Origin of the sequence: Rhodopseudomonas rhenobacensis, assembly GCF_014203125.1 — a bacterium.
GTDB lineage: Bacteria > Pseudomonadota > Alphaproteobacteria > Rhizobiales > Xanthobacteraceae > Rhodopseudomonas_A > Rhodopseudomonas_A rhenobacensis.
The window spans coordinates 1-20,484 of the sequence record NZ_JACHIH010000041.1; the positions used below are offsets into that span (position 1 = coordinate 1).

At 66.1% G+C, this 20,484-nt stretch carries 15 protein-coding genes; 8 read left to right on the forward strand and 7 right to left on the reverse strand.

The window, feature by feature from the left end:
- Positions 1–499: 499 nt before the first annotated feature.
- Together HNR60_RS21685 and HNR60_RS21690 are read right to left on the reverse strand one after the other, a co-directional pair.
- Positions 500–3,199: a bifunctional acetate--CoA ligase family protein/GNAT family N-acetyltransferase gene (locus HNR60_RS21685; RefSeq protein WP_184262042.1), complete on the reverse strand. Its 2,700-nt coding sequence runs from the start codon at positions 3,197–3,199 to the stop codon at positions 500–502.
- 192 nt (positions 3,200–3,391) lie between these two features.
- The gene (locus tag HNR60_RS21690) at positions 3,392–3,817 is read right to left on the reverse strand and encodes a CBS domain-containing protein (protein ID WP_184262050.1); all 426 of its coding nucleotides are present in this window, start codon (positions 3,815–3,817) and stop codon (positions 3,392–3,394) included.
- A 247-nt stretch (positions 3,818–4,064) separates the two neighbouring features.
- Between HNR60_RS21690 and HNR60_RS21695 the strand changes: the two genes are divergently transcribed.
- Positions 4,065–5,633, forward strand: coding sequence for a bifunctional aminoglycoside phosphotransferase/ATP-binding protein (locus tag HNR60_RS21695; protein ID WP_246433056.1), 1,569 nt, complete (start codon positions 4,065–4,067; stop codon positions 5,631–5,633).
- A gap of 6 nt (positions 5,634–5,639) precedes the next feature.
- On the opposite strand, the gene HNR60_RS21700 is transcribed toward HNR60_RS21695, so the two are convergent.
- Positions 5,640–7,427: a PHA/PHB synthase family protein gene (locus HNR60_RS21700; RefSeq protein WP_184262054.1), complete on the reverse strand. Its 1,788-nt coding sequence runs from the start codon at positions 7,425–7,427 to the stop codon at positions 5,640–5,642.
- A gap of 32 nt (positions 7,428–7,459) precedes the next feature.
- Complete coding sequence (locus HNR60_RS21705) at positions 7,460–8,284, reverse strand: universal stress protein (RefSeq protein WP_184262056.1); 825 nt, start codon at positions 8,282–8,284, stop codon at positions 7,460–7,462.
- Between the two features lie 171 nt (positions 8,285–8,455).
- Here HNR60_RS21705 and HNR60_RS21710 point away from each other — a divergent pair, with 171 nt between their 5' ends.
- The 7 genes from HNR60_RS21710 (at position 8,456) to HNR60_RS21740 (ending at position 15,460) form a co-directional block, all read left to right on the forward strand.
- A complete protein-coding gene (locus tag HNR60_RS21710) occupies positions 8,456–9,289 on the forward strand; it encodes a universal stress protein (RefSeq protein WP_184262058.1) in 834 nt (277 codons plus the stop codon).
- Positions 9,290–9,443: 154 nt separating this feature from the next.
- Positions 9,444–10,172 (forward strand): CBS domain-containing protein, encoded by a 729-nt coding sequence (locus tag HNR60_RS21715; protein ID WP_184262060.1) that lies wholly within the window; start codon positions 9,444–9,446, stop codon positions 10,170–10,172.
- A 143-nt stretch (positions 10,173–10,315) separates the two neighbouring features.
- The gene (gene fixL, locus HNR60_RS21720; protein WP_184262062.1) at positions 10,316–11,854 is read left to right on the forward strand and encodes a sensor protein FixL; all 1,539 of its coding nucleotides are present in this window, start codon (positions 10,316–10,318) and stop codon (positions 11,852–11,854) included.
- On the forward strand, positions 11,844–12,461 hold the full coding sequence (gene fixJ, locus HNR60_RS21725) for a response regulator FixJ (RefSeq protein ID WP_184262064.1): 618 nt from the start codon (positions 11,844–11,846) through the stop codon (positions 12,459–12,461). Before fixL ends, fixJ begins: the two co-directional genes overlap by 11 nt.
- Before the next feature lie 84 nt (positions 12,462–12,545).
- On the forward strand, positions 12,546–12,923 hold the full coding sequence (locus tag HNR60_RS21730; protein WP_184262066.1) for a response regulator transcription factor: 378 nt from the start codon (positions 12,546–12,548) through the stop codon (positions 12,921–12,923).
- 128 nt (positions 12,924–13,051) lie between these two features.
- The gene (locus tag HNR60_RS21735; protein WP_184262068.1) at positions 13,052–13,741 is read left to right on the forward strand and encodes a helix-turn-helix domain-containing protein; all 690 of its coding nucleotides are present in this window, start codon (positions 13,052–13,054) and stop codon (positions 13,739–13,741) included.
- Positions 13,742–14,152: 411 nt separating this feature from the next.
- Positions 14,153–15,460, forward strand: coding sequence for an O-acetylhomoserine aminocarboxypropyltransferase/cysteine synthase family protein (locus tag HNR60_RS21740; protein ID WP_184262070.1), 1,308 nt, complete (start codon positions 14,153–14,155; stop codon positions 15,458–15,460).
- Positions 15,461–15,721: 261 nt separating this feature from the next.
- On the opposite strand, the gene HNR60_RS21745 is transcribed toward HNR60_RS21740, so the two are convergent.
- Genes HNR60_RS21745 through HNR60_RS21755 form a run of 3 tightly spaced genes read right to left on the reverse strand, consistent with a single transcriptional unit; the run spans position 15,722 to position 20,483 of the window.
- Positions 15,722–17,092, reverse strand: a complete 1,371-nt coding sequence (locus tag HNR60_RS21745; protein ID WP_184262072.1) for an NADH-quinone oxidoreductase subunit N — start codon at positions 17,090–17,092, stop codon at positions 15,722–15,724.
- Positions 17,089–18,531: a complex I subunit 4 family protein gene (locus tag HNR60_RS21750; RefSeq protein ID WP_184262074.1), complete on the reverse strand. Its 1,443-nt coding sequence runs from the start codon at positions 18,529–18,531 to the stop codon at positions 17,089–17,091. The genes HNR60_RS21745 and HNR60_RS21750 overlap by 4 nt, the downstream gene beginning before the upstream one ends.
- A complete protein-coding gene (locus HNR60_RS21755) occupies positions 18,522–20,483 on the reverse strand; it encodes an NADH-quinone oxidoreductase subunit 5 family protein (RefSeq protein WP_184262076.1) in 1,962 nt (653 codons plus the stop codon). The genes HNR60_RS21750 and HNR60_RS21755 overlap by 10 nt, the downstream gene beginning before the upstream one ends.
- Position 20,484: the final 1 nt, after the last annotated feature.

Here is a 20,484-nt window from a genome sequence, read left to right on the forward strand (position 1 = left end):
GTGGGTACATCGCTCTTCCTCCAACCACGCGCGCAGCGCTTCGAGCTGCTCCGTCGTCGTCGGGAAGGTCCGACACATCCGCGTTGTCTTGCTCTCCGCGACAGTCCGCACGCAGACCACGATGGTGTCCTTGTGCACGTCCAGGCCGGCTACACGTCCATAAAGCGTATCCATTCGCTGTTCCTCCGACGATCTGGCGCCGTCGGCGTGGGCGCCCGTCAAGAAAGAATCCTAGGAAGCGTGCTCCGGGGCGTCGCCACCCCTCCGCGCCAATGTGTGTCATCCAGGCGCCCGGGTCCAACTCGCAACCGGGCTCTCGCGCACCAGGGAGAAACCGACCTCTATGCCGACGGCTCCTTAAAATGCCACGCTCGCCGCCGATCGAAAAGCTTCATCCAACGCGGGTCGGCCCCGTCCGCCGGTCCCAACTCGCAATGACGCCTTGAATGCTTGATTTCATAATCGCTTTTTGAGTCGGCCTCTAAGGTCAGCGCCGCCGTCATGACGTGCTCAACGGCAGCCTGACGTCGCAGAGGTCGGCGTCGTCGCGGTCGGTGTGGACCTCGAAGCCGAGCCCGCGGCACATCATCAGCATCACGGTGTTTTCCCGCAGCACCTTGCCTGAGACCTGCTTGAGGCCTTCGGCGCGGGCGTAGTCGATGATCAACTGCATCAGCGCCCAGCCCAGCCCTTTGCCCTTGAGATCCGAGCGCAGCAGGATGGCGAACTCGCCGTTCTCATAGATCGAGTCCGAATGCAGCCGGACCACGCCGATCAGTTCGCCGCTCGCTTCGTCGAGCGCGACGAACGCCATGGCGCGGGCATAATCGAGCTGGGTCAGCCTGGCGATGAACGGATGGCTGAATTGCTTCATCGCTGCGAAGAACCGCAACCGCAGATCCTGCGGGCTGATGCGCTTGAGGAAGCCCTGCAGCGCGGCTTCGTCGTCGGGCCGGATCGGCCGGACGAACACCCGCCAATTGTCCTTGACGAGCAGATGGCGCTGCCATTCCGACGGATACGGCCGCACCGCGAAATGCGCGTTGCCGGGGCCGGCGAACTGCCTGAACTCCGGACCGACCTTGACGCGGGCGTCGACCGCCACCACGCCGTGCTCGTCGGCCAGCAACGGATTGATGTCGAGCTCGCGGATCTGCGGCAGGTCCGCGGCGAGCTGCGACAGCTTGACCAGCGTCAGCGCGATCTCGTCGGTGTCGGCCGCCGCGACGTCGCGGTAGCTGCGCAGCAGCTTCGAGATACGGGTGCGCGCGATCAGGTCGTGCGCCAGCTTGAGGTCGAGCGGCGGCAGCGACAGCGCCTTGTCGTCGATCACCTCGACGCCGACGCCGCCATGGCCGAACACGATCACCGGGCCGAAGGTCGGATCGTCGGCGATGCCGAGAATGAGCTCGCGCGCCTTCGGCCGCAGCATCATCGGCTGCACGATGACGCCGTCGAGCTTGGCCTGCGGCCGCAGCTTGGCCGCGCGTTCCAGGATCGCCGTGGTGGCGGCGCGCACCGCATCGGCGGAGGTGAGATTGAGCACCACGCCGCCGACGTCGGATTTGTGGGTGATGTCGTGCGACAGGATCTTGACGACGACGGTCATGCCCTGCGCCAGCAGCGCCGACGCTTGCTCGGCGGCGTGCTCGGCGTCGGATGCCGCCAACACCGGCAGCATCGGGATCTGATAGGCGTCGAACAGCGCCTTGACCTCGATCGGATCGAGCCAGGCCCGGCCGTCGCCGATCGCCGCTTCGACGATGCGGCGCGCGGCGGCGACGTCGGGGGCGAAATCCTTCGGCAGGCTGGGCGGCACCTCCGACAAGGCGGCGACCGCCTCGCGATGCTGCACCAGGTGCATGAAGCCGCGCACCGCATCGTCTTCGGTCGGATAGTTCGGAATCCCGGCGGCGTCGAACATCCGCGTCACGCCGTCGTCGGCGCCGACCCACACCGCCAGCACAGGTTTCGGCGGCGCGTGCGCCGCGCGATGCTCGCGGACGATCCGCGCCAGCGTGGTGGAGATATCGCCGGTGCCGGTGATCGAGGTCTGCACGTTCATCACCAGGATGGCGTCGTTGTCGGCATCGGCGAGCAGCGCCTGCAGCGCCACCTCGTAGCGCGCCGCGTCGGCGTCGCCGACGATGTCGACCGGGCTCGAGCCCGACCAGGTGTCCGGCAGCGCGGCATCGAGTGTCTTCTTGGTCGCCGGCGAGATCGCCGCGGAAATCCCGCCGAGTTCGACCAGCCGGTCAACCGCCAGCACGCCGATGCCGCCGCCATTGGTGACGATGGCGAGCCGTTTGCCGCGCGGCGCCACGATCCGCCCCAGCGTCTCGGCGCAGTCGAACAATTCGCGCAGGTCGAACACCCGCAGCATGCCGGCGCGCCGGAACGCGGCGTCATAGACCGCGTCGGCGCCCGCGAGTGCACCTGTGTGGGTGGCCGCGGCCTTGGCGCCTTGCGCCATGCGGCCGGACTTCACCACCACCACCGGCTTGATGCGCGCCGCGGCGCGCGCCGCCGACATGAACTTGCGGGCGTCCTTGACCGCCTCGATGTAGAGCAGAATCGCCCTTGTCTGGACGTCGAGCGCGTAATGATCGAGCAAGTCGGCGATGTCGACGTCGAGCTGATCGCCGATCGACACGATGCCGGAAAAGCCGATCGACTTCTCCGCAGCCCAGTCCACCATGCCGGCGGCGATCGCGCCGGACTGTGAGATCAGCGCCAGATGTCCGGGATTCGGCATGTGCGCGGCGAAGCTGGCGTTGAGATGAACGCCCGGCAGCATCACGCCGAGGCAGTTCGGCCCGATCAGCCGCAGGCCATGGGTGCGCGCGGCGCGATCGGCGGCATCGGCGTAGGAGCCCTCGCCGTGGCCGAGACCGGAGCTGATGATGACCGCCCCGGCGACGCCGAGTTCGCCGGCCTCGGCGACGATCCCCGGGATGGTTCGCGCCGGCGCGGTGATGATCACCAGGTCCGGAACGAACGGCAGTTCGGCGAGGCAGCGCTTGGTCGGCGTGCCGCCGATATCGGGATAGCGCGGATTGACCACGCCGAGCGGCCCTTCGAATGCCGCCGCGCGAATATTGCTCAGGATCGCACGTCCGAGCGAATTCGGTCGCGGACTGGCTCCAACCAGCGCCACCGAGCGCGGCGACAGCAGGCTGTTCAACCGGTAGTTCGACATCTGACCTCGGCGGCGACGCAATCGGCTTAAGCAAGCGCCCGGCGCGACGCGCCGAGGCTTGCGTGCGACATACCAACATCACGCGGCGGCAGAGTCGAGACATGCCGCGCAGAAATCGCCGGCGCGGCGATTCGGCGCAGCCTTACACCGGCAGAATGACGAGGTTCGCGCTTGGAGCGCGTGCCGTCCGCGTCAGTGCCGCGTGCAGTCCGACAGCGCGTGCATGATGTCTTCGCGGGAGATGATGCCCAAAAGCTTGCGGTCGTTGTCCACCACCGGGATACTTCTGGTCTGGTGGTCGATCATCAATTGCAGCACCCGGGTCAATTTGATCTCGGGGTGCACATAGATGAAATCCGGCGTCATCACATCGCCGACGGTTCGATTCATCAATTCGTCATAGTGCGGCACCATGTGGATCGGTGCGAAGGCGAAACACTTGAGGAAATCATACTTGGTCACCAGTCCGACGACCTGGCCGTCCTCTTCGACCGGATAGGCATTATAGTCGTCGCGTTTGAACAGCTCCTGCAATTCGCGCATGGTCATATCGCGCCGCACGGCCTTCACCGCGCGCGTCATATAGCCGGCCACATTGGCTTCGAGAAATCTATACAAGTCCTGTCCAATCGATCTAAACGCTTCGTAGGATTCGCGCCGATCACCGAGCAGCGGAACCGAGCGGGCCAGCTGCGCGCGGCGCGCCGTCACGTCCACTACACCTCAGCTTCGCGAAATTGAATTGATCAAAGTCAAACTACCGCAGCGATTGAGCTATAGTGACCATCGTCGACGCTGATCACAGCTTGTGGTAGTTGTTCGATTTGTGAAGTTCGCTTTACACTGCCCGTAAATGTACCAATCCATGCCATTTCCTTGCGCATCCCACCGTAGCCAAGAGCAAGTCTTCGCCTTCCTCGGCGATCCGGCGACCTATGGCGAGCGACCGGTGCACGTCATCACCACGCACGGCGCCGCGGTGTTCCTGGCGGGCGATCGCGCGTTGAAGGTCAAGCGCGCGGTGCGGTTTCCGTATCTGGATTATTCGACGCTGGACAAGCGCAAGGTCGCCTGCGAGCAGGAACTGACCATCAATCGGAGGTTTGCGCCGCAGATCTATCGCGGCGTGGTCGCCATTACGCAGCGCGACGACGGCCGTCTGGAGATCGCCGGCCACGGCGAGGTGGTCGAATGGGCGATCGAGATGACGCGGTTCGACGAGCAGCAGACCGTCGATCATCTTGCGGAAGCCGGCACGCCGCCGACCGCGCTCTTGCTCGACATCGCCGACGCCATTGCGGCCTCGCACGCGGCTGCGCCGATCGCCGCCACCGCACCGTGGATCGATTCCATTCTGCGGATCGTCGCCGGCAACACCAAAGCGTTCCGCGCCGGCGGCATCGACACCGCAGCGATCGACGCGCTCGATGCCGCAAGCCGTGCCGCATTTGCGCGACTGCAACACCTGCTCGTTCGCCGCGGCGAGCAGAGTCACGTGCGGCATTGCCATGGCGACCTGCATCTGGCGAACATCGTGGTGATCGACGGCAAGCCGGTGCTGTTCGACGCCATCGAATTCGATCCCTCGATCGCATCAACCGACGTGCTGTACGACCTCGGCTTCGCTTTGATGGACCTTATCCAATACGACCGCGCGGGCGCCGCCAGCGTCGTGCTCAACCGCTATCTCGCCAGCACCTGCGACGATCATCTCGACGCGCTGTCGGCGCTGCCGTTGCTGCTGGCGATGCGCGCCGCGATCCGCGCCAATGTGATGCTGTCGCGGCCGGCGCAGGACGACGCGCAGCGCACGCAGATCCGCCGCACCGCGCAGAGCTATTTCGCGCTGGCGTGCCGGTTGATCGCGCCGCCGCCGCCACGCCTGATCGCGATCGGCGGATTGTCCGGCACCGGCAAATCGGTGCTAGCGCGGGACATTTCGGGCGCGATCGCACCGCTGCCCGGCGCGATCGTGCTGCGCACCGACGTGATCCGCAAACAGCTGTTCAACGTCAAGGACACCGAGCGACTGCCGGCCGAGGCCTATCACACCGAGGTCACCGCCGAGGTTTACAAGACGTTGGCGGAGCGCGCCGCGCAGGTGCTCGCCCAGGGCCACTCGGCGATCATCGATGCGGTGTTCGCGCGGCAGGACGAGCGCCGCGCGATCGCCGAGGTCGCCGCGCGCGCGAAGACACCGTTCGACGGCGTGTTCCTGGTCGCGGATCTGGCGACCCGGATCGCGAGGGTCAGCCACCGGGTCGGCGATGCCTCCGACGCCGACGCGGAGGTCGTCAAGGCGCAGCAGGCTTACGATGCCGGCGTCATCGAATGGACGCTGGTCGATGCCGCGGGCACGCCGGAGCAGACGCTGCAGCGCGCCAGCGAGGCGCTCGCTGTCCATCACGCAGATCACTGCGACGCCGAGCGATAAAGCGCCTCAACGCTGCATCACATAGCTGCCCGGCGCGTCGGGAAACGCCATGTTGTCGGCGCCGCGGCCGCCGAACGGCGGCGGATCGACAAGTTCGCCGGAGCGCGCGGCGAGCCAGCCCGCCCACTCGTTCCACCACGAGCCTTCGAACCGCGGTGCTTGTTTGAGCCAATCATCGGGCCCGATGTAGCGCGCATCGGCCGGCTTGGTCAGCACCTGATAGGAACGGCCATGGTCGCCGGGTGGCGCGACGATGCCGGCATTGTGGCCGCCGCTGGTCAACAGATAGGTGATCTCGGCGTCGGCAAGAAAATGGATCTTGTGGGTTGACCGCCAGGGCGCGACGTGATCGCGCAGCGTGCCGACCACGAACATCGGAGTGTGAATGTCCGACAGTGACACCGGCCGACCGTCCACCGCGTAGCGGCCGCCGGCAAGGTCGTTGTTGAGGAACAGCTTGCGCAGATACTCCGAATGCATCCGATACGGCAGCCGCGTGGCGTCGGCGTTCCACGACATCAGATCGTTCGGTGGCGCGCGCTCGCCGATCAGGTAGTCGTGCACGATCCGCGACCAGATCAGATCGTTGGAGCGCAGGATCTGGAACGCGCCCGCCATTTGCGTAGTGTCGAGCACGCCGCGGTCCCACATCATGTCCTCGAGAAACGCCACCTGGCTTTCGTTGATGAACAGCGTGAGTTCGCCGGCCTCGGTGAAATCGGTCTGCGCCGCCAGCAGCGTGATCGACGCCAATCGGCCGACGCCGTCGCGGGACATCGCCGCGGCGGCGATCGCCAGCAGCGTGCCGCCGAGGCAATAACCCACCGCGTGAATCCCCGCCTCCGGCGCGATCCGAGCGATCTGCGCCAACGCTGCGTCGACGCCGAGCCGGCGATAATCGTCGAAGCTGATGTCGCGGTCGCGCGGCTGCGGATTGCGCCACGAAATCATGAACACGGTGAAGCCGTGATCGACCAGAAATTTCACCAGCGAATTGGTCGGCGACAGATCGAGAATGTAGTATTTCATGATCCAGGCCGGCACGATCAGGATCGGCTCGCGGCGCACCTGCGGTGTCGACGGCGCGTATTGGATCAGTTCGATCAGCTCGTTGTGGTACACCACCTTCCCCGGCGTCACCGCGACGTCGTGGCCGACCACGAAGCGGTGATCGGCGACCGGCTTGCCGGATTGCAGCGCGCGCAGGTCGTCCCACCAGTTCTGCAGACCGGCGACGAAATTCGCACCGCCCGTGGTGATGGTCTTGTGGATGACTTCGGGATTACTGACGGCGAAATTCGACGGCGCGAAGGTGTCGAGCCATTGCCGCATCGAAAACGCCACGATCGCCTCGTTCTGATGCGAGACGCCGCGCACGCCGGTGGTCGCGGTCTGCCACCATTGCTCGGTGAGCAGGAAACCCTGCGCCATCAGATTGAACGGCGGCAGCTCCCAGCCGGGTCCGGTGAAACGCCGATCGCCGGGCGGCGGCTTGATACTCGCCCACGGCGTCTTCGGCAGCTCTGCCGCGGCGACCGCAAACTGACCGGCCGCCTGCATCGCCGCCTGCGCGATATCCAGCCGCCGCGCCGGCGCCGAGAGCAAGTGCAGCAGCCAATCGATGTAAGCCAGCCGCAGCGCGGCCGGCGAAATGCCGCCGGTCAGCCGCGCCAGCGCGGCATGAAACAGCCGGTCGGCGCGCTCGGAGGGCGATAGCTCCGCGGCCTCGGCGCCGACGGCCGCCTCGATCGGCGCGGCTCGAAGAAAAGCTGGGGCGATCTCGGGCTGCGGCATCGGCCGGTCCTCCTTGGGCGCACGCTAGCCGATCAATGCGACAGCAATGCGCAGCGGCTCGGGTGGGTGACGAGATGCTCGGTCACCCCGCCCAGCACCCATTCGCGAAACCGCGAATGTCCATAGGCGCCGGCCACCACGACGCCGGCATCGACCGCGGTGGCGATGCGCTCGAGCTGCACCGCGACATTGTCGCCGACCTCGGGCACGAAGCCGGTGGCGGCCACGCCGTGCCGCGCCAACCAGGCGACGACGTCGGCGACGCCGGCCTGCGCGCTCCGATGATCGGCGTCGTCCTCGACGATCTCGGCGACCTTCACCTTGCCGGCCTTGCGCAGCAACGGCAGCGCACCGACCACGGCGCGACGGGATTCCGGGCAATCCTTCCAGGCCACCAGCATGCTAGTGAGGTTGATGGCGCCCGCGGTCTCCGGCACCACCAGCAACGGGCGGCCGATCTGCATCACCAGATCGGCGGGATCGGCCACCGCGAACGGATCAGTGAGCGTGCCGGTGGCGCCGCTGATCACCAAATCGGCGGCGCGGGCCTGCAGGGCGACGTATTTGGCCGGCATCTCCACCGCGCTGCGCCAGTCCACCGCGCGGCCGAGCGGCTGCATCGCGGCACGGAATTCCGCCTCGAGTTCTGCGGTCCGCGTGGTGATCAGGGTCGCCCCCTGCGCCAACAGCTTCTGCGCCTGTTCGCCGGATGTGTAGTACAGCGGCGGGCTGAAATCCGACGCCGCGATCCCGATCACGCCGGCATTGAACAATTCGGCCAGCTTGACGGTGACGTCGAGCCGGCGCGTGTTGGGCCGGTCGAACGCCAAGCTGACCATCACGGTCGCATAAGTCATCGGCTCCCCCTGCTCGGCAACGCCACCGACGTCTCAAGCCTGACGATGCTGAGATTGATCTAAGCCGCGCGCGGCAACGACGGGATGAGATAGATCAAAGTGGCGCGGCGCCATGGCGATATAGTCGCCGCATAGCAAGCCGCCGATGAGTATCCAAGAAAGAGCGCCGCCATGCCGAACGATATCCTGGTCCATCTTCCGGTCGATCGACCCGCCGACTCGGTGATCGACTGCGCCATTTCCGTCGCCCAGCTGTTCGAAGCGCATCTGGACGGCATCGCCTGCGCCTATCAGCCGATCAACCCGGCGATCGTGGTCGGCGCCTCCGCGGCGTATTTTGCCGACGCCACGCAGTACAACACCGACCTCGATCTGGCGGCGCAACGGCTCGACCAATTCCAACTCGCGGTGCGCAATTCCGGGCTGTCGCATGGCGGCCGCACCATCTGCGACAGCCCCGCGCTGGCCAACCAGACGCTGTCGGAAATCTCGCGGCTGTACGACCTCAGCATCGTCGCGCAAGCCGATCGCTCCCGGCGGAGCCACCACGACGCGCTGCCGGAAGCCGTGCTGTTCAATTCAGGGCAGCCGATGCTGCTGATTCCCTATATCCATACCGGGCCGCTCAAGCTCGACCGCGTGCTGATCTGCTGGGACGGCAGCCGGCCGGCGGCCCGCGCCGTCAGGGACGCCATGCCGTTCCTGCACAAGGCGGGGCAGATCGAGATCGTCGCCATCAACGAGGACGAGGATGTGCCGGAGGACCTGTTGGCGGATGCGCTGATCGCCCACCTCGCCCGCCACGATCTGGCGGCGTCGGCCAACAAATTCGCCTGCGAACCGCACAACATTCATAGCGCGATCCTGTCGGCCGCCGCCGATACCAGCGCTGATCTGCTGGTGATGGGCGGCTACGGCCATTCGCGGATTCGCGAGTTCATTCTCGGCGGCGTCACCCGCGGCATGTTCAAGTCGCTGACCGTTCCGGCGCTGATGTCGCACTGATCCTTCGTCGCGCCGGCTCGACACGCGGCGGCGGCGACGAATCCGGTTAGCACCGATGCGCGTCGCACAGCCGTGGGTTGACCTGTATCAATCGCCGACGGTTTCGTTGCGACTAGGTTTGCAGCATCGCCACCGGCGAATTCGGGAGACAAACATGCGCGCGCATCAGATCATGACCAAGCAGGTGGTCACCGTGAGCCCCGACGCCTCGATCGTCGACGCCGCCAACATCATGCTGTCGCAGCACGTCAGCGGGCTGCCGGTGGTCAACGCGGCCGGCGAACTGATCGGCATCATCTCCGAAGGCGATTTCATCCGGCGCGCCGAAATCGGCACCGAGCGCAAGCGCGGCCGCTGGCTGCGGCTGTTGCTCGGCCCCGGCCAATCGGCGTCGGATTTCGTTCACGAGCACGGCCGCAAGGTCGGCGAGATCATGACCACGCATCCGCACACGGTCAGCGCCGAGGCGACCGTCGCCGAGATCGTCAAGGCGATGGAAAAGCATCACGTCAAACGCCTGCCGGTGATGCAGAACGGCCATATGGTCGGCATCGTCACCCGCAAGAACCTGCTGCAGGCGGTGGCCAATCTGGCCCGCGACGTGCCCGCCCCCAGCGAGGCCGACGACCAGATCCGCACCCGCGTCACCACCGCCATCGAACACAACGACTGGCGGCCGTTCGGGCTCAGCGTCATCGTCCGCGACGGCGTGGTCCATCTCTCCGGCGTGATCACCGAGGAACGTTCGCGCAAGGCGGCGATCGTCGCCGCCGAGAACGTCTGCGGCGTCAAGGAAGTCCACGACCATCTGTGCTGGGTCGACACCATGTCCGGCTTCTATCTGAACTCGCCGGAAGACGATCAGATATCGAAGGCGGGCTGACGCCGCCCCGACAGGCCTACGGCTGGTTGTGCTGACGGGGCTCTGCCGCCGCCACGTTTGATTCTTGCGACTCGTTCCGACTGTGTTGCGAACCCGAATGTCGTTGTGATATGAACGACATAATCAACGGGTGAAGGCGGAGCGTGACCGACAACAAGCAGTCTTCCTTCGATGATCGGTCGCGTAGTGAACGCCTGCAGTTCGGCATCGAGGAGTCCGGCATCGGGGTCTGGGAACTCGACCTGGCCACGCGCGAACTGAGCTGGTCGAAAAACGCCCGCGAGCTGTTCGGATTCACCGGCGAAAAACCCATCAGCTACGACGTTTTCCTGTCTTTGCTGTCGCCCGGGGACCGCGCCCGCACCGTGCAGGCGCTGAAACAATCGGTGGATGCCGGCGACAAGTTCGACGTCGAATATCGCATCGAGCGCCGCGGATCCGGCGCCTGCCACTGGGTCCGCGCCCGCGGCGGCGTGGTCAGGGCCGAGGACGGCACGCCGCGGCATCTGTGCGGCATCATCGTCGACATCGACGACCAGAAATTGCTGGAAGACGCGCTGCGGAGCCAGCAGAGCCAGTTGCGCTCGATCCTCGATACCGTGCCGGACGCCATGATCGTGATCGACGGCCACGGCATCATGCAATTCTTCTCCAGCGCCGCCGAGCGGCTGTTCGGCTATTCCGAGGGCGAGGCGATCGGCCGCAACGTCAGCGAGCTGATGGCCGGACCGGATCGGGCGCGGCACGACAACCATCTCGACCGTTACCGCGCCTCCGGCGAGCGCCACATCATCGGCATCGGCCGCATCGTCACCGGCAAGCGCCGCGACGGCACCACCTTTCCGATCCACCTGACGATCGGCGAAATGCGTTCCGGCGGGGAAACCCACTTCACCGGCTTCATCCGCGACCTCACCGAATATCAGCAGACCCAGGCCCGGCTACACGAGCTGCAATCGGAGCTGGTGCATGTCTCGCGGCTGAGCGCGATGGGCGAAATGGCCTCGGCGCTGGCGCATGAGCTCAACCAGCCGTTGTCGGCGATCAGCAATTACATGAAGGGATCGCGCCGGCTGTTGACCGGCAGCGACGATCCGAACCGGCCGAAGATCGAGGCGGCGATGGACCGTGCCGCCGAGCAGGCGATCCGCGCCGGCCAGATCATCCGCCGGCTGCGCGACTTCGTCTCCCGGGGAGAATCCGAAAAACGGGTGGAAAGTCTCGCCAAATTGATCGAAGAAGCCGGCGCGTTGGGGCTGTCCGGCGCCCGCGAACAGGGCGTGGTGCTGCGCTTCAGTCTGGATTCGCAAAGCGATCTTGTGCTTGTCGACCGCGTGCAAATCCAGCAGGTGTTGGTCAACCTGTTCCGCAACGCGCTGGAAGCGATGGCGCCGTCCGAGAAAAAAGAGCTGGCCGTGTCCAACACCAGGGTTGCCGATCATATGGTCGAAGTCGCGGTCTCCGACACCGGCGGCGGCTTCCAAGAAGACGTCAAGTCCAACCTGTTCCAGACCTTCTTCACCACCAAGGAAACCGGAATGGGCGTCGGCCTGTCGATCAGCCGCTCGATCATCGAGGCGCATGGCGGCCGGATGTGGGCCGAAACCAATTCCGCAGGCGGCGCGACCTTCCGCTTCACCTTGCCTGCCGCAGCCAGTGAGGATCTCGCCGATGCCACCTAGGGGCAACGTCTACGTGATCGACGACGATCCTGCGATGCGGGATTCGCTGGAGTTCCTGCTCGACTCGGTCGACTTCCAGGTGGTGCTGTTCGAATCCGCGGTGGCATTTCTCGACGCGCTGTCGACGCTGGAGTTCGGCTGCGTGGTGTCCGACGTCCGGATGCCGGGCATCGACGGCATGGACCTGTTGAAGCGGCTGAAGACGAACGGCAATCCGCTGCCGGTGGTGATCATGACCGGGCACGGCGACGTGCCGCTGGCGGTCGAGGCGATGAAGCTCGGCGCGGTCGATTTCATCGAGAAACCTTTCGAAGACGATCGGCTGATCGGCATGATCGAAACCGCGCTGAAGCAGCCGAAGGACGGCGGCCGCGGCGAAGCCGTCGCGCCCGACATCGCGGCGCGGATCGAAACGCTGTCGCCGCGCGAGCGCCAGGTGATGGACGGCCTGGTCGCCGGGCTTTCCAACAAGGTGATCGCCCGCGAATTCGACATCAGCCCGCGCACCATCGAGGTCTATCGGGCCAACGTGATGACGAAAATGCAGGCCGGCAGCCTATCGGAACTGGTGCGCTTGGCGATTCGCGGCGGCGCCCTCAAGGATTGAGTTAGATCAAGCGGCGCTGCGAAGATCTGTCCTATCGGAAAGGATGCATTTCTCACCCAACTTCACGCTGCGCGGGCATTCGTGATGGCAAGTCCCGCGACAATTGTTTACGTGGTTGACGACGATTTCGGCGTCCTCGGCTCGCTGCGCTTTTTGCTGGAGACCGACGGCTTCGAGGTCCGCACCTTCCGCAGCGGCGCGGCGCTGCTGGAGACCGTTGCCGACAACAAGGTCGATTGCATCGTGATCGACTACAAAATGCCGACCATGAACGGCATCGACCTCGCCAAGAAGCTGCGCGACCGTCACATCGAGGCCCCGATCGTGCTGATCACCGGCTATCCCGACGAGAGCATTTCGGTGCGCGCGGCGGCCTCGGGCGTTTATCATGTGGTGCTGAAGCCGCATCTCGAAGAGAATCTGGTCAGCCACATCCGCGGGGCGATGCAGGCCGGGCGTTAAGCCCCCGATTCGGACCACAACCTCCGGTAAACTACTTAGGGAAACCCCCTTAAGATAAGCCGCCGAATTTCTGATGCCGGTAAAGTTGGCTAGAAAGCGTCCATCAACTTCCGCACAGGAGATGGCGAATGCTCAACCAGTCGGTCAGAACCTCGGACAGCGCCGCCAAGTCGGGCAATGCGGCTTTTGCGACGGGTGATCAGTTCTCGATGGTGACTGGCCACGCCGGCCTGGTGGCCTCCGAGTTTTCCTATCGCAAGGAAGAGGAAATCTACGGCGAGGACGAAGCCGCCGAATACGTCTACCAGGTCGTCACCGGCGCGGTTCGCAATTACAAGCTGTTGTCCGACGGTCGCCGCCAGATCGGCGCCTTCTACCTGCCGGGCGACGTGTTCGGCCTGGAATCGGGTCCGGTGCATCGGCTGACCGCCGAGGCCATCGTCGACACCACGGTCCGCCTCCTGAAGCGCCGCAGCCTGGAACAGTCCGCCGCCACCGACGTCAACGTCGCGCGCAGCCTGTGGGCGATGACCGCCGGCGAACTGCGTCACGCCGAAGATCACATGCTGCTGCTCGGCCGCAAGAACGCGATGGAGCGCGTCGCCAACTTCCTGCTCGAGATGGACCGTCGCCTCGCCGTCGCCGGCCTGATGGCGCTGCCGATGTGCCGCCGCGACATCGGCGACTATCTCGGCCTCACCCTCGAAACCGTTTCTCGTGCGCTGTCGCAGCTCCACAGCCAGGGCATTCTTGGCTTCTCCGGAGCAAGGCAGATCGTGCTGCGCAACCGCCAGCACCTGCACGCCATGGACGCTTGAGCGTCGCTGCTCAACCGTGCGGCAGCGAGCTTCGCTGTCGAGCCCTCCTTGGGCGTTTCCTCCCTAGACTTGGCCGCCAGCAATGGCGGCCTTTTTCTTGGCCTGGTCTCCACCACCTTCGCAGCGCGGTCTGTCGGGGAGACGCCATCCTTTTCGACAAAGAAGAATATTCTGTCTCGTCGCCGCATAACGGCAACGGACAGCGCCTGCCGGGTGCATTAGCGCCAGCAGGAGATTTTTATTTCCCGCCTCCGGTTGACTTCACGCCGAGCCAGAGGCGTGATTGCGCTGTCCCGGGCTTCGAACATCGAACCATCCGACGCAGCGCAACGCCCAACACCCGGGCGATCGCAGCGCTGTGTCGGATCGTCATAGCCGTCCCAGTCGCATCATTGTCGAAGGATCCGTTCCATGACCAGAAAGCTTCATCCCGATACGCTCGCGCTTCACGCCGGCTGGCGCGCCGACCCGGCCACCGGGTCGGTCGCGGTGCCGATCTTTCAGACCACATCGTATCAGTTCCACAACACCGAGCACGCCGCCAACCTGTTCGCGCTGAAGGAGCTCGGCAACATCTACACGCGGATCGGCAACCCCACCAACGACGTGCTCGAGCAGCGCGTCGCCGCGCTGGAAGGCGGCGTCGCGGCGCTCGCGGTGTCGTCGGGTCAGGCCGCCTCGGCGTTCTCGCTGCAGAACCTCGCCCGGGTCGGCGACAACGTGGTCAGTTCGACCGATCTCTATGGCGGCACCTGGAATCTGTTCGCCAACACGCTGAAGGATCAGGGCATCGAAGTCCGCTTCGTCGATCCGGCCGATCCCGAAGCCTTCGCCCGCGCCACCGACGACCGCACCCGCGCCTACTACGCCGAAACCCTGCCGAATCCGAAGCTGGCGGTGTTTCCGATCGCCGAAGTCGCCGCGATCGGCCGCAAATTCGGCATCCCGCTGATCGTCGACAACACTGCCGCCCCGTTGCTGGTGCGGCCGTTCGATCATGGCGCGGCGGTCGTGGTGTATTCGGCCACCAAATATCTCGGAGGCCACGGCAACTCGATCGGCGGCGTGATCGTCGACGGCGGCAACTTTGACTGGGAGAAATTCCCCGAGCGGCAACCGGCGCTGAACACCCCGGACCCAAGCTATCACGGCGCTGTCTGGGTCGAGGCGGTGAAGCCGATCGGCCCGGTCGCCTATATCATCAAGGCCCGCACCACGCTGTTGCGCGACATCGGCTCGGCGCTGTCGCCGTTCAACGCGTTCCAGATCATCCAGGGCCTGGAAACCCTGCCGCTGCGCATCGAACGCCACGTGCAGAACGCCCAAGCCGTCGCCGACTTCCTGGAAAAGCGCCCCGAGGTCACCAAGGTGATCCATCCCTCCAAGCTCACCGGGGTCGCCCGCGAACGCGCTGACAAATATCTCAACGGCAAGTTCGGCGGGCTGGTCGGCTTTGAACTCGCCGGCGGCAAGGAGGCCGGGCGCAAATTCATCGACGCGCTGCAGCTGTTGTACCACGTCGCCAATATCGGCGACGCCCGCAGCCTGGCGATTCACCCGGCGTCGACCACCCACTCGCAGCTTTCGGCCGAGGACCAGCTCGCGACCGGGGTGTCGGACGGCTACGTCCGGCTTTCGGTCGGCCTCGAGCACATCGACGATATCATCGCCGATCTGGAAACCGGCCTCGCGGCGGGACGCCTCGCCGCCGCCGCCTGATAACTGCGGAATCTGTTTGCACAACGATTGCAGCGCAGGATGACGGCAACGTCGTCCTGCGCTTTTTCGTTTGGAGACCGTTCGGTTGGGATTGATCATCCAACCCAATGTCGTCGTCATTCCGGATTGCGAGTTCGAAGAACGAGCAAGTCCGGAATCGATAACCCCTGCAGGGATTATGGATTCCGGGCTCACTCGCAGCTATCGCTGCTCGTGCCCCGGAATGACGGCCTGGGAGTTTTGAAGCGCCTCAATCCAACGCTATCGCACCGCGAGCGCCGAGTTCACCGCGGTGATCAGCACCAGCGGCTCGAAGCCGAACAACATGATCAGGCCGAAGCAAAAGATCAACAGCAAGCGATCGAAGCGGTGCCGCGGCGCCGGCTCGATGCCGCCGTGGCCGAAAAACGGCGCGGTGAAGAACCGAATGTAATAATAGAAGCCGAGCGCTGCGCCGACCATCGCGATTGCCAACAGGATCCAGGACTCCGACTGCACCAGCGCCTTGAATAGATATAATTTGGCGACGAAGCCGCCGGCCACCGGCAGCCCCGCCAGCGACAACAGCCCGACCGACAACGAGGTGGCTTCCAGCGGCCGCTTGCGCGCCAGCCCGCGCAGATCCTCCAGCATCGGCGCCGGGCCGAGCATCGCCGAGGCGCACAGCGTCGCGGTCAAGGCCGGCGCGTAGATGCCGAGATAGAACAGCACCGCCTCGCTGGTGCCCGGCGCGCCGGACGCCAGGATCATCGCGATATAGCCGGAATGCGCGATGGTCGAGTAGCCGAGCATCCGCGGCAACAGCTGCTGCCGCAGCGCCAGCACATTGCCGACCAGCACCGACGCGGCACCCAGCGTGGCGAGGCCGGCGCTCCACAATGGCTGCGGCAATTGCGCCTCGCTGTTCAGCCGCAGGATCGCGATCGCCACCGCGGCCTTCGACACTACGCCCGCCAGCGCCGCGGCGCCGGCCGGCGCGCCCTGGAACGCGTCGGGCGTCCACATGTGGAACGGCGCCAGCGAGAATTTGAATGCCAGGCCAGCCAGCAGCAGCGCGGTGCCGAGCGCGAACAATGGGCCGTGGCCGACCCAGCCGGGAAAATCCAGCGCGCCGGTCTCGGCATAGATCAGCGCCACGCCGAGCAGTTGCGCCGCGGTGGCGAGCCCGCTCATCACCAGAAACTTGTAGCTCGCCTCCAGCGCCATCCCGGTCAGCGGGAAGGCAAACAGCGCGATCAGCGACAGGCTGATCAGTTCGAGCCCGAGAAACAGCGTCGCGGCGTGACCGGCGCCGGTCAGCGAGGCGGCGCCGAGCGCGACCAGAGCCACCAGCGCCGGCGCTTCCTTGGCGACGCCGGCAACGCGCAGGAACACCAGCGCCGCGAGGCCGAACAGCGCCGCATAGGCGGTGCCGTAGCGCGCCAGCCCGTCGTCGGTGAACAGCGCGCCGATCGGCGCCGGCGGGACGCCGGCCCGCAGGATCTCCAGCAGCGCCGCAACGGCGAGACCTGTCGCGGCAGCGATCCGCGCCGCCGCGGCGGATTGAGTGACCGGCGCCAACAGCATCGCGATCACCGCCCCGATGGCGAGGGCCGCAAGCGGCGACAGCGCGAAGAGTTGGGCTGCGGTCATGGCAGGTGCGGCACCAGCGCCGCCTTGAGCGCCGGGCCGACCAGCCCGATGACGCTTTGCGGATACAATCCGACCGCGATGGTGCCGGCGGCCAGCGTCAGCACGGTGGCGATTTCGCGCCAGCCGAGATCGCGCACCACCGCGGGCGACGCCGCGCCGAAGGTGACCCCCTTCAACAGCCGCGTGCCGTACACCACCGAGACGATCAGCGTGCTCAGCGCCAGCAGCGCGAACGGCCAGTTGACCTGGAAGATGCCGACCACCACCAGCGCCTCGCCGACGAAATTCGCCGTCCCCGGCAGCGCCAGCAGCGCCGAGCAGAACAGCGCGAAGGCGGCGGCGAATTTCGGCGCGCTCTGCTGCAGCCCGCCGAGTTCGCGCAGGTCGCGGGTCTGGGTGCGCTCGTACAACGCGCCGATCAACAGGAACAGCGCCGAGGCGGAGAACGAATGCGCCACCATCTCGACCACCGCGCCGGCCAACGCGTATTCGACGCCGGCGGCGACGCCCATCAGCACGATGCACATATGCGCGACGGAGGTGTAGGCGACCAGCCGCTTGGCGTCGGTCTGGCCGCAGGCCACCACGCCGCCATACAGCGCACCCGCCGCGCCGAGCGCAATGCCGTAGGGCGCCAGCACCAGCAGCCCATCGGGAAACAGCATCGGGCTGAAGCGGAACAGGCCGTAGGCGCCGGTCTTCAGCAGCAGGCCGGCGAGCAGGATCGAGCCCGCGGTCGGCGCCAGCGTATGCGCGTCGGGCAGCCAGGCGTGGAACGGCGGCACCGAGAGCTTGACCAGGAACGCCAGCGAAAAGCCCAGCAGCAGCCAGACCTGCATCGGCGTTGATAGTTTGAGTTCGGCGAGCGTGAAGGCGTTGAAGGTCATGGTATCGGCCATCGACGCCAGTCCGAACACGCCGGCCAGCAGGCCGAAGCCGGCCACCGCGTTGAAGATCAGGAATTTCAGCGCGGCGCTTTCCTTGGCGCCGTGGCCCCACACCGCGATCAGCATGAAGCTCGGGATCAGCTGCGCCTCCCAGAAGAACGCGAACACCAGCAGGTCGAACGACAGGAACACGCCGATGGTGGCGGACACCGTCCAGCACAGGCAGGCGTGAAACAGCCCGGAATCCACTTTGATCTCGTGCCATGACGCCATCACGCCGATGATGCCGAGGCCGGCCGCGATGCCGATCAGCGCCGCCGACAGCCCGTCGAGCGCGAAGTTGATCGAGATTCCGAACGACGGCACCCAGGGCAGATCGACCTTGGCCAGCCAGCGGCCGTCGTCACCGCCGGCGACGGTGACGATCAGAATCGCGAGCGTGGCGGCCAATGAGGCGATCGACACCCAGCGGTCGGCGTCGCGCCGCGACCCGAGGAAATAGGCCGCAAAGCCGCCGAACATCGGAAGCAACAGGAGCGCAATCAGCGCCATGACGTCCCCCAGGCAAACAACAGAAGTCCCGCGAAGCCGAGCGCGAGGCCCAGCGATTGATCCCGCACCCGGCCGGTCTGGATTCGGTGCACATGCTCCCAGGCCCGCCCGAGCGCGCGCGCGAACCGCATCCACAAAAGATCGATCCGGTCGGGATCGAACGCCGCGACCACGGCCTTCACCAGCCGCGTCGCCGATGCGACCAGCGCGCGGCCGATCGGATCGCCCGCCACCAGCTTCACCACGTCGATCGGCGGCGCCTCGAGCACCGGCGCGATGGCTTGCTCGCCGCCGGGCCCGGCCATGACCTGGCTCAGCTTGCGGAAGCCGCGCACCAGAATGAAATAGTACAGGCTGTCGATGCGGAAGACTTTGCGATGCCGCAGTTTGGCCCTGAGCTGGTCGAGCAGCTGCGGATAAACCACCAGATGCCGCGCCAGCGCGACGCCGGCCAGCGGAGCAGCGGCGCCGAGCAGCGTGGCGATCCACGGCAGTTCGCTCGGCGTGCCGCCGTCGAACCGGATCAGCGCATCGACCAGGAAACCGCTGAGCACCGCCAGCACCGCCAGCGCCACCAGAGGCGCCCACACCGCGAGCCCTTCCCACGGCGCGATCGATTTGTCCGGGCCGCGTCCCGCGGCAACAAACACCACGCGAAAACTGTAGGTGCCGGTCAGCACCACCGCCGCGACCGCCAGCGCCCACAGCGGCACGCCCCACAGCCCGCTGCTCAGCACCGCGCCGAGCATCGCCTCTTTGGAGTACCAGCCGGCGGTGACCAGCGGCAGCCCGGCGAGCGCCGCGGCGCCGATCGCGAAAGTCCAGAACGCCAGCGGCTGGCGGCGCCGCGAGCCGCGCAGCGCCTCGATGCCGGTGTCGCCATGCGCGCCATGGCTCATGATGCCGGCGCTGAGGAACAGCAGTGACTTGAACACCGCGTGGATCGCGAAATGCGCCAAGGCGGCGGCCGGCGCGCCGATGCCGAGCGCCAGCACCATGAAGCCGATCTGGCTCATGGTGGAAAATGCCAGCAGCTTCTTGACGTCGGTCTGCAGCAAGGCCGCCAACGCCGCCAGCATCGCGGTGGCGAGCCCGAGCACCGCGACGCAGGCCGAGATTTCGGGGACGGCGGCAAACAGCGGCGCGAGGCGCACCAGCAGGATCACGCCGGCCGCCACCATGGTGGCGGAATGCAGCAGCGCCGACACCGGCGTCGGTCCGGCCATCGCGCTCGGCAGCCAGGTGTGAAACGGGATCTGCGCCGATTTGCCGAGCGCGCCGATCGCGATCAATCCGGCGATCGGCGCCAGATGCCAGGCGTCGATTGAGCCGACGCCGGCCAGCATGCCGTCGAACCGCGTGGTGCCGGTCGCCAGAAACAGCAGCATCAAGCCGGCGAGCAGCATGGTGTCGGCGACGCGGGTGGTGACCAGCGCCTTGGTGCCCGCCGCCACCGCCTTCGGCCGCTTCGTGTAGTAGGCGATCAGGAAGAAGCTACAAAGCCCGATAGTTTCCCAGCCGAGAAACAGCAGCAGCACGTCGGCCGCCAGCACCACCGCCAGCATGCCGGCGAGAAACAGGTTCATATAGGCGAAGAACCGCCGCAGATCGCCGACCGGCTCCTCGCTCATATAGGCGCCGGCATAGATCATCACCAAGGCGCCGACCACCGCGACGGTGATGCCGGCGACCACGCTCAACGGATCGAGCGACATCGCGATTTGGGCGGCGAGCTGGCCGACATGAATGGTCAGGATCGTCACCACCGCGCCGGTCTCGCAGGCGCCGCCGACGCAGACGATGCCCACCGGCAGCATCAAGAGCGCCGGCACGATCGCCGCGCCGACGCCGACGCCGATCACGACACCGCGCCGCAAGCGCAGCGGCACCAGCGCCAGCAGCACGAAGCCGAGCAGCGCGGAGACTGGGACGAAGGGCAGCAGGCTCGCCATG

Bases quoted from the DNA above. Each gene is read 5' to 3' on its own strand.
- HNR60_RS21685 (WP_184262042.1), bottom strand. From the start codon at position 3,199: ATGTCGAACTACCGGTTGAACAGCCTGCTGTCGCCGCGCTCGGTGGCG.
- HNR60_RS21695 (WP_246433056.1), top strand. From the start codon at position 4,065: ATGCCATTTCCTTGCGCATCCCACCGTAGCCAAGAGCAAGTCTTCGCC.
- HNR60_RS21700 (WP_184262054.1), bottom strand. From the start codon at position 7,427: ATGCCGCAGCCCGAGATCGCCCCAGCTTTTCTTCGAGCCGCGCCGATC.
- HNR60_RS21705 (WP_184262056.1), bottom strand. From the start codon at position 8,284: ATGACTTATGCGACCGTGATGGTCAGCTTGGCGTTCGACCGGCCCAAC.
- HNR60_RS21710 (WP_184262058.1), top strand. From the start codon at position 8,456: ATGCCGAACGATATCCTGGTCCATCTTCCGGTCGATCGACCCGCCGAC.
- HNR60_RS21715 (WP_184262060.1), top strand. From the start codon at position 9,444: ATGCGCGCGCATCAGATCATGACCAAGCAGGTGGTCACCGTGAGCCCC.
- fixJ (WP_184262064.1), top strand. From the start codon at position 11,844: ATGCCACCTAGGGGCAACGTCTACGTGATCGACGACGATCCTGCGATG.
- HNR60_RS21730 (WP_184262066.1), top strand. From the start codon at position 12,546: ATGGCAAGTCCCGCGACAATTGTTTACGTGGTTGACGACGATTTCGGC.
- HNR60_RS21735 (WP_184262068.1), top strand. From the start codon at position 13,052: ATGCTCAACCAGTCGGTCAGAACCTCGGACAGCGCCGCCAAGTCGGGC.
- HNR60_RS21740 (WP_184262070.1), top strand. From the start codon at position 14,153: ATGACCAGAAAGCTTCATCCCGATACGCTCGCGCTTCACGCCGGCTGG.
- HNR60_RS21745 (WP_184262072.1), bottom strand. From the start codon at position 17,092: ATGACCGCAGCCCAACTCTTCGCGCTGTCGCCGCTTGCGGCCCTCGCC.
- HNR60_RS21750 (WP_184262074.1), bottom strand. From the start codon at position 18,531: ATGGCGCTGATTGCGCTCCTGTTGCTTCCGATGTTCGGCGGCTTTGCG.
- HNR60_RS21755 (WP_184262076.1), bottom strand. From the start codon at position 20,483: ATGGCGAGCCTGCTGCCCTTCGTCCCAGTCTCCGCGCTGCTCGGCTTC.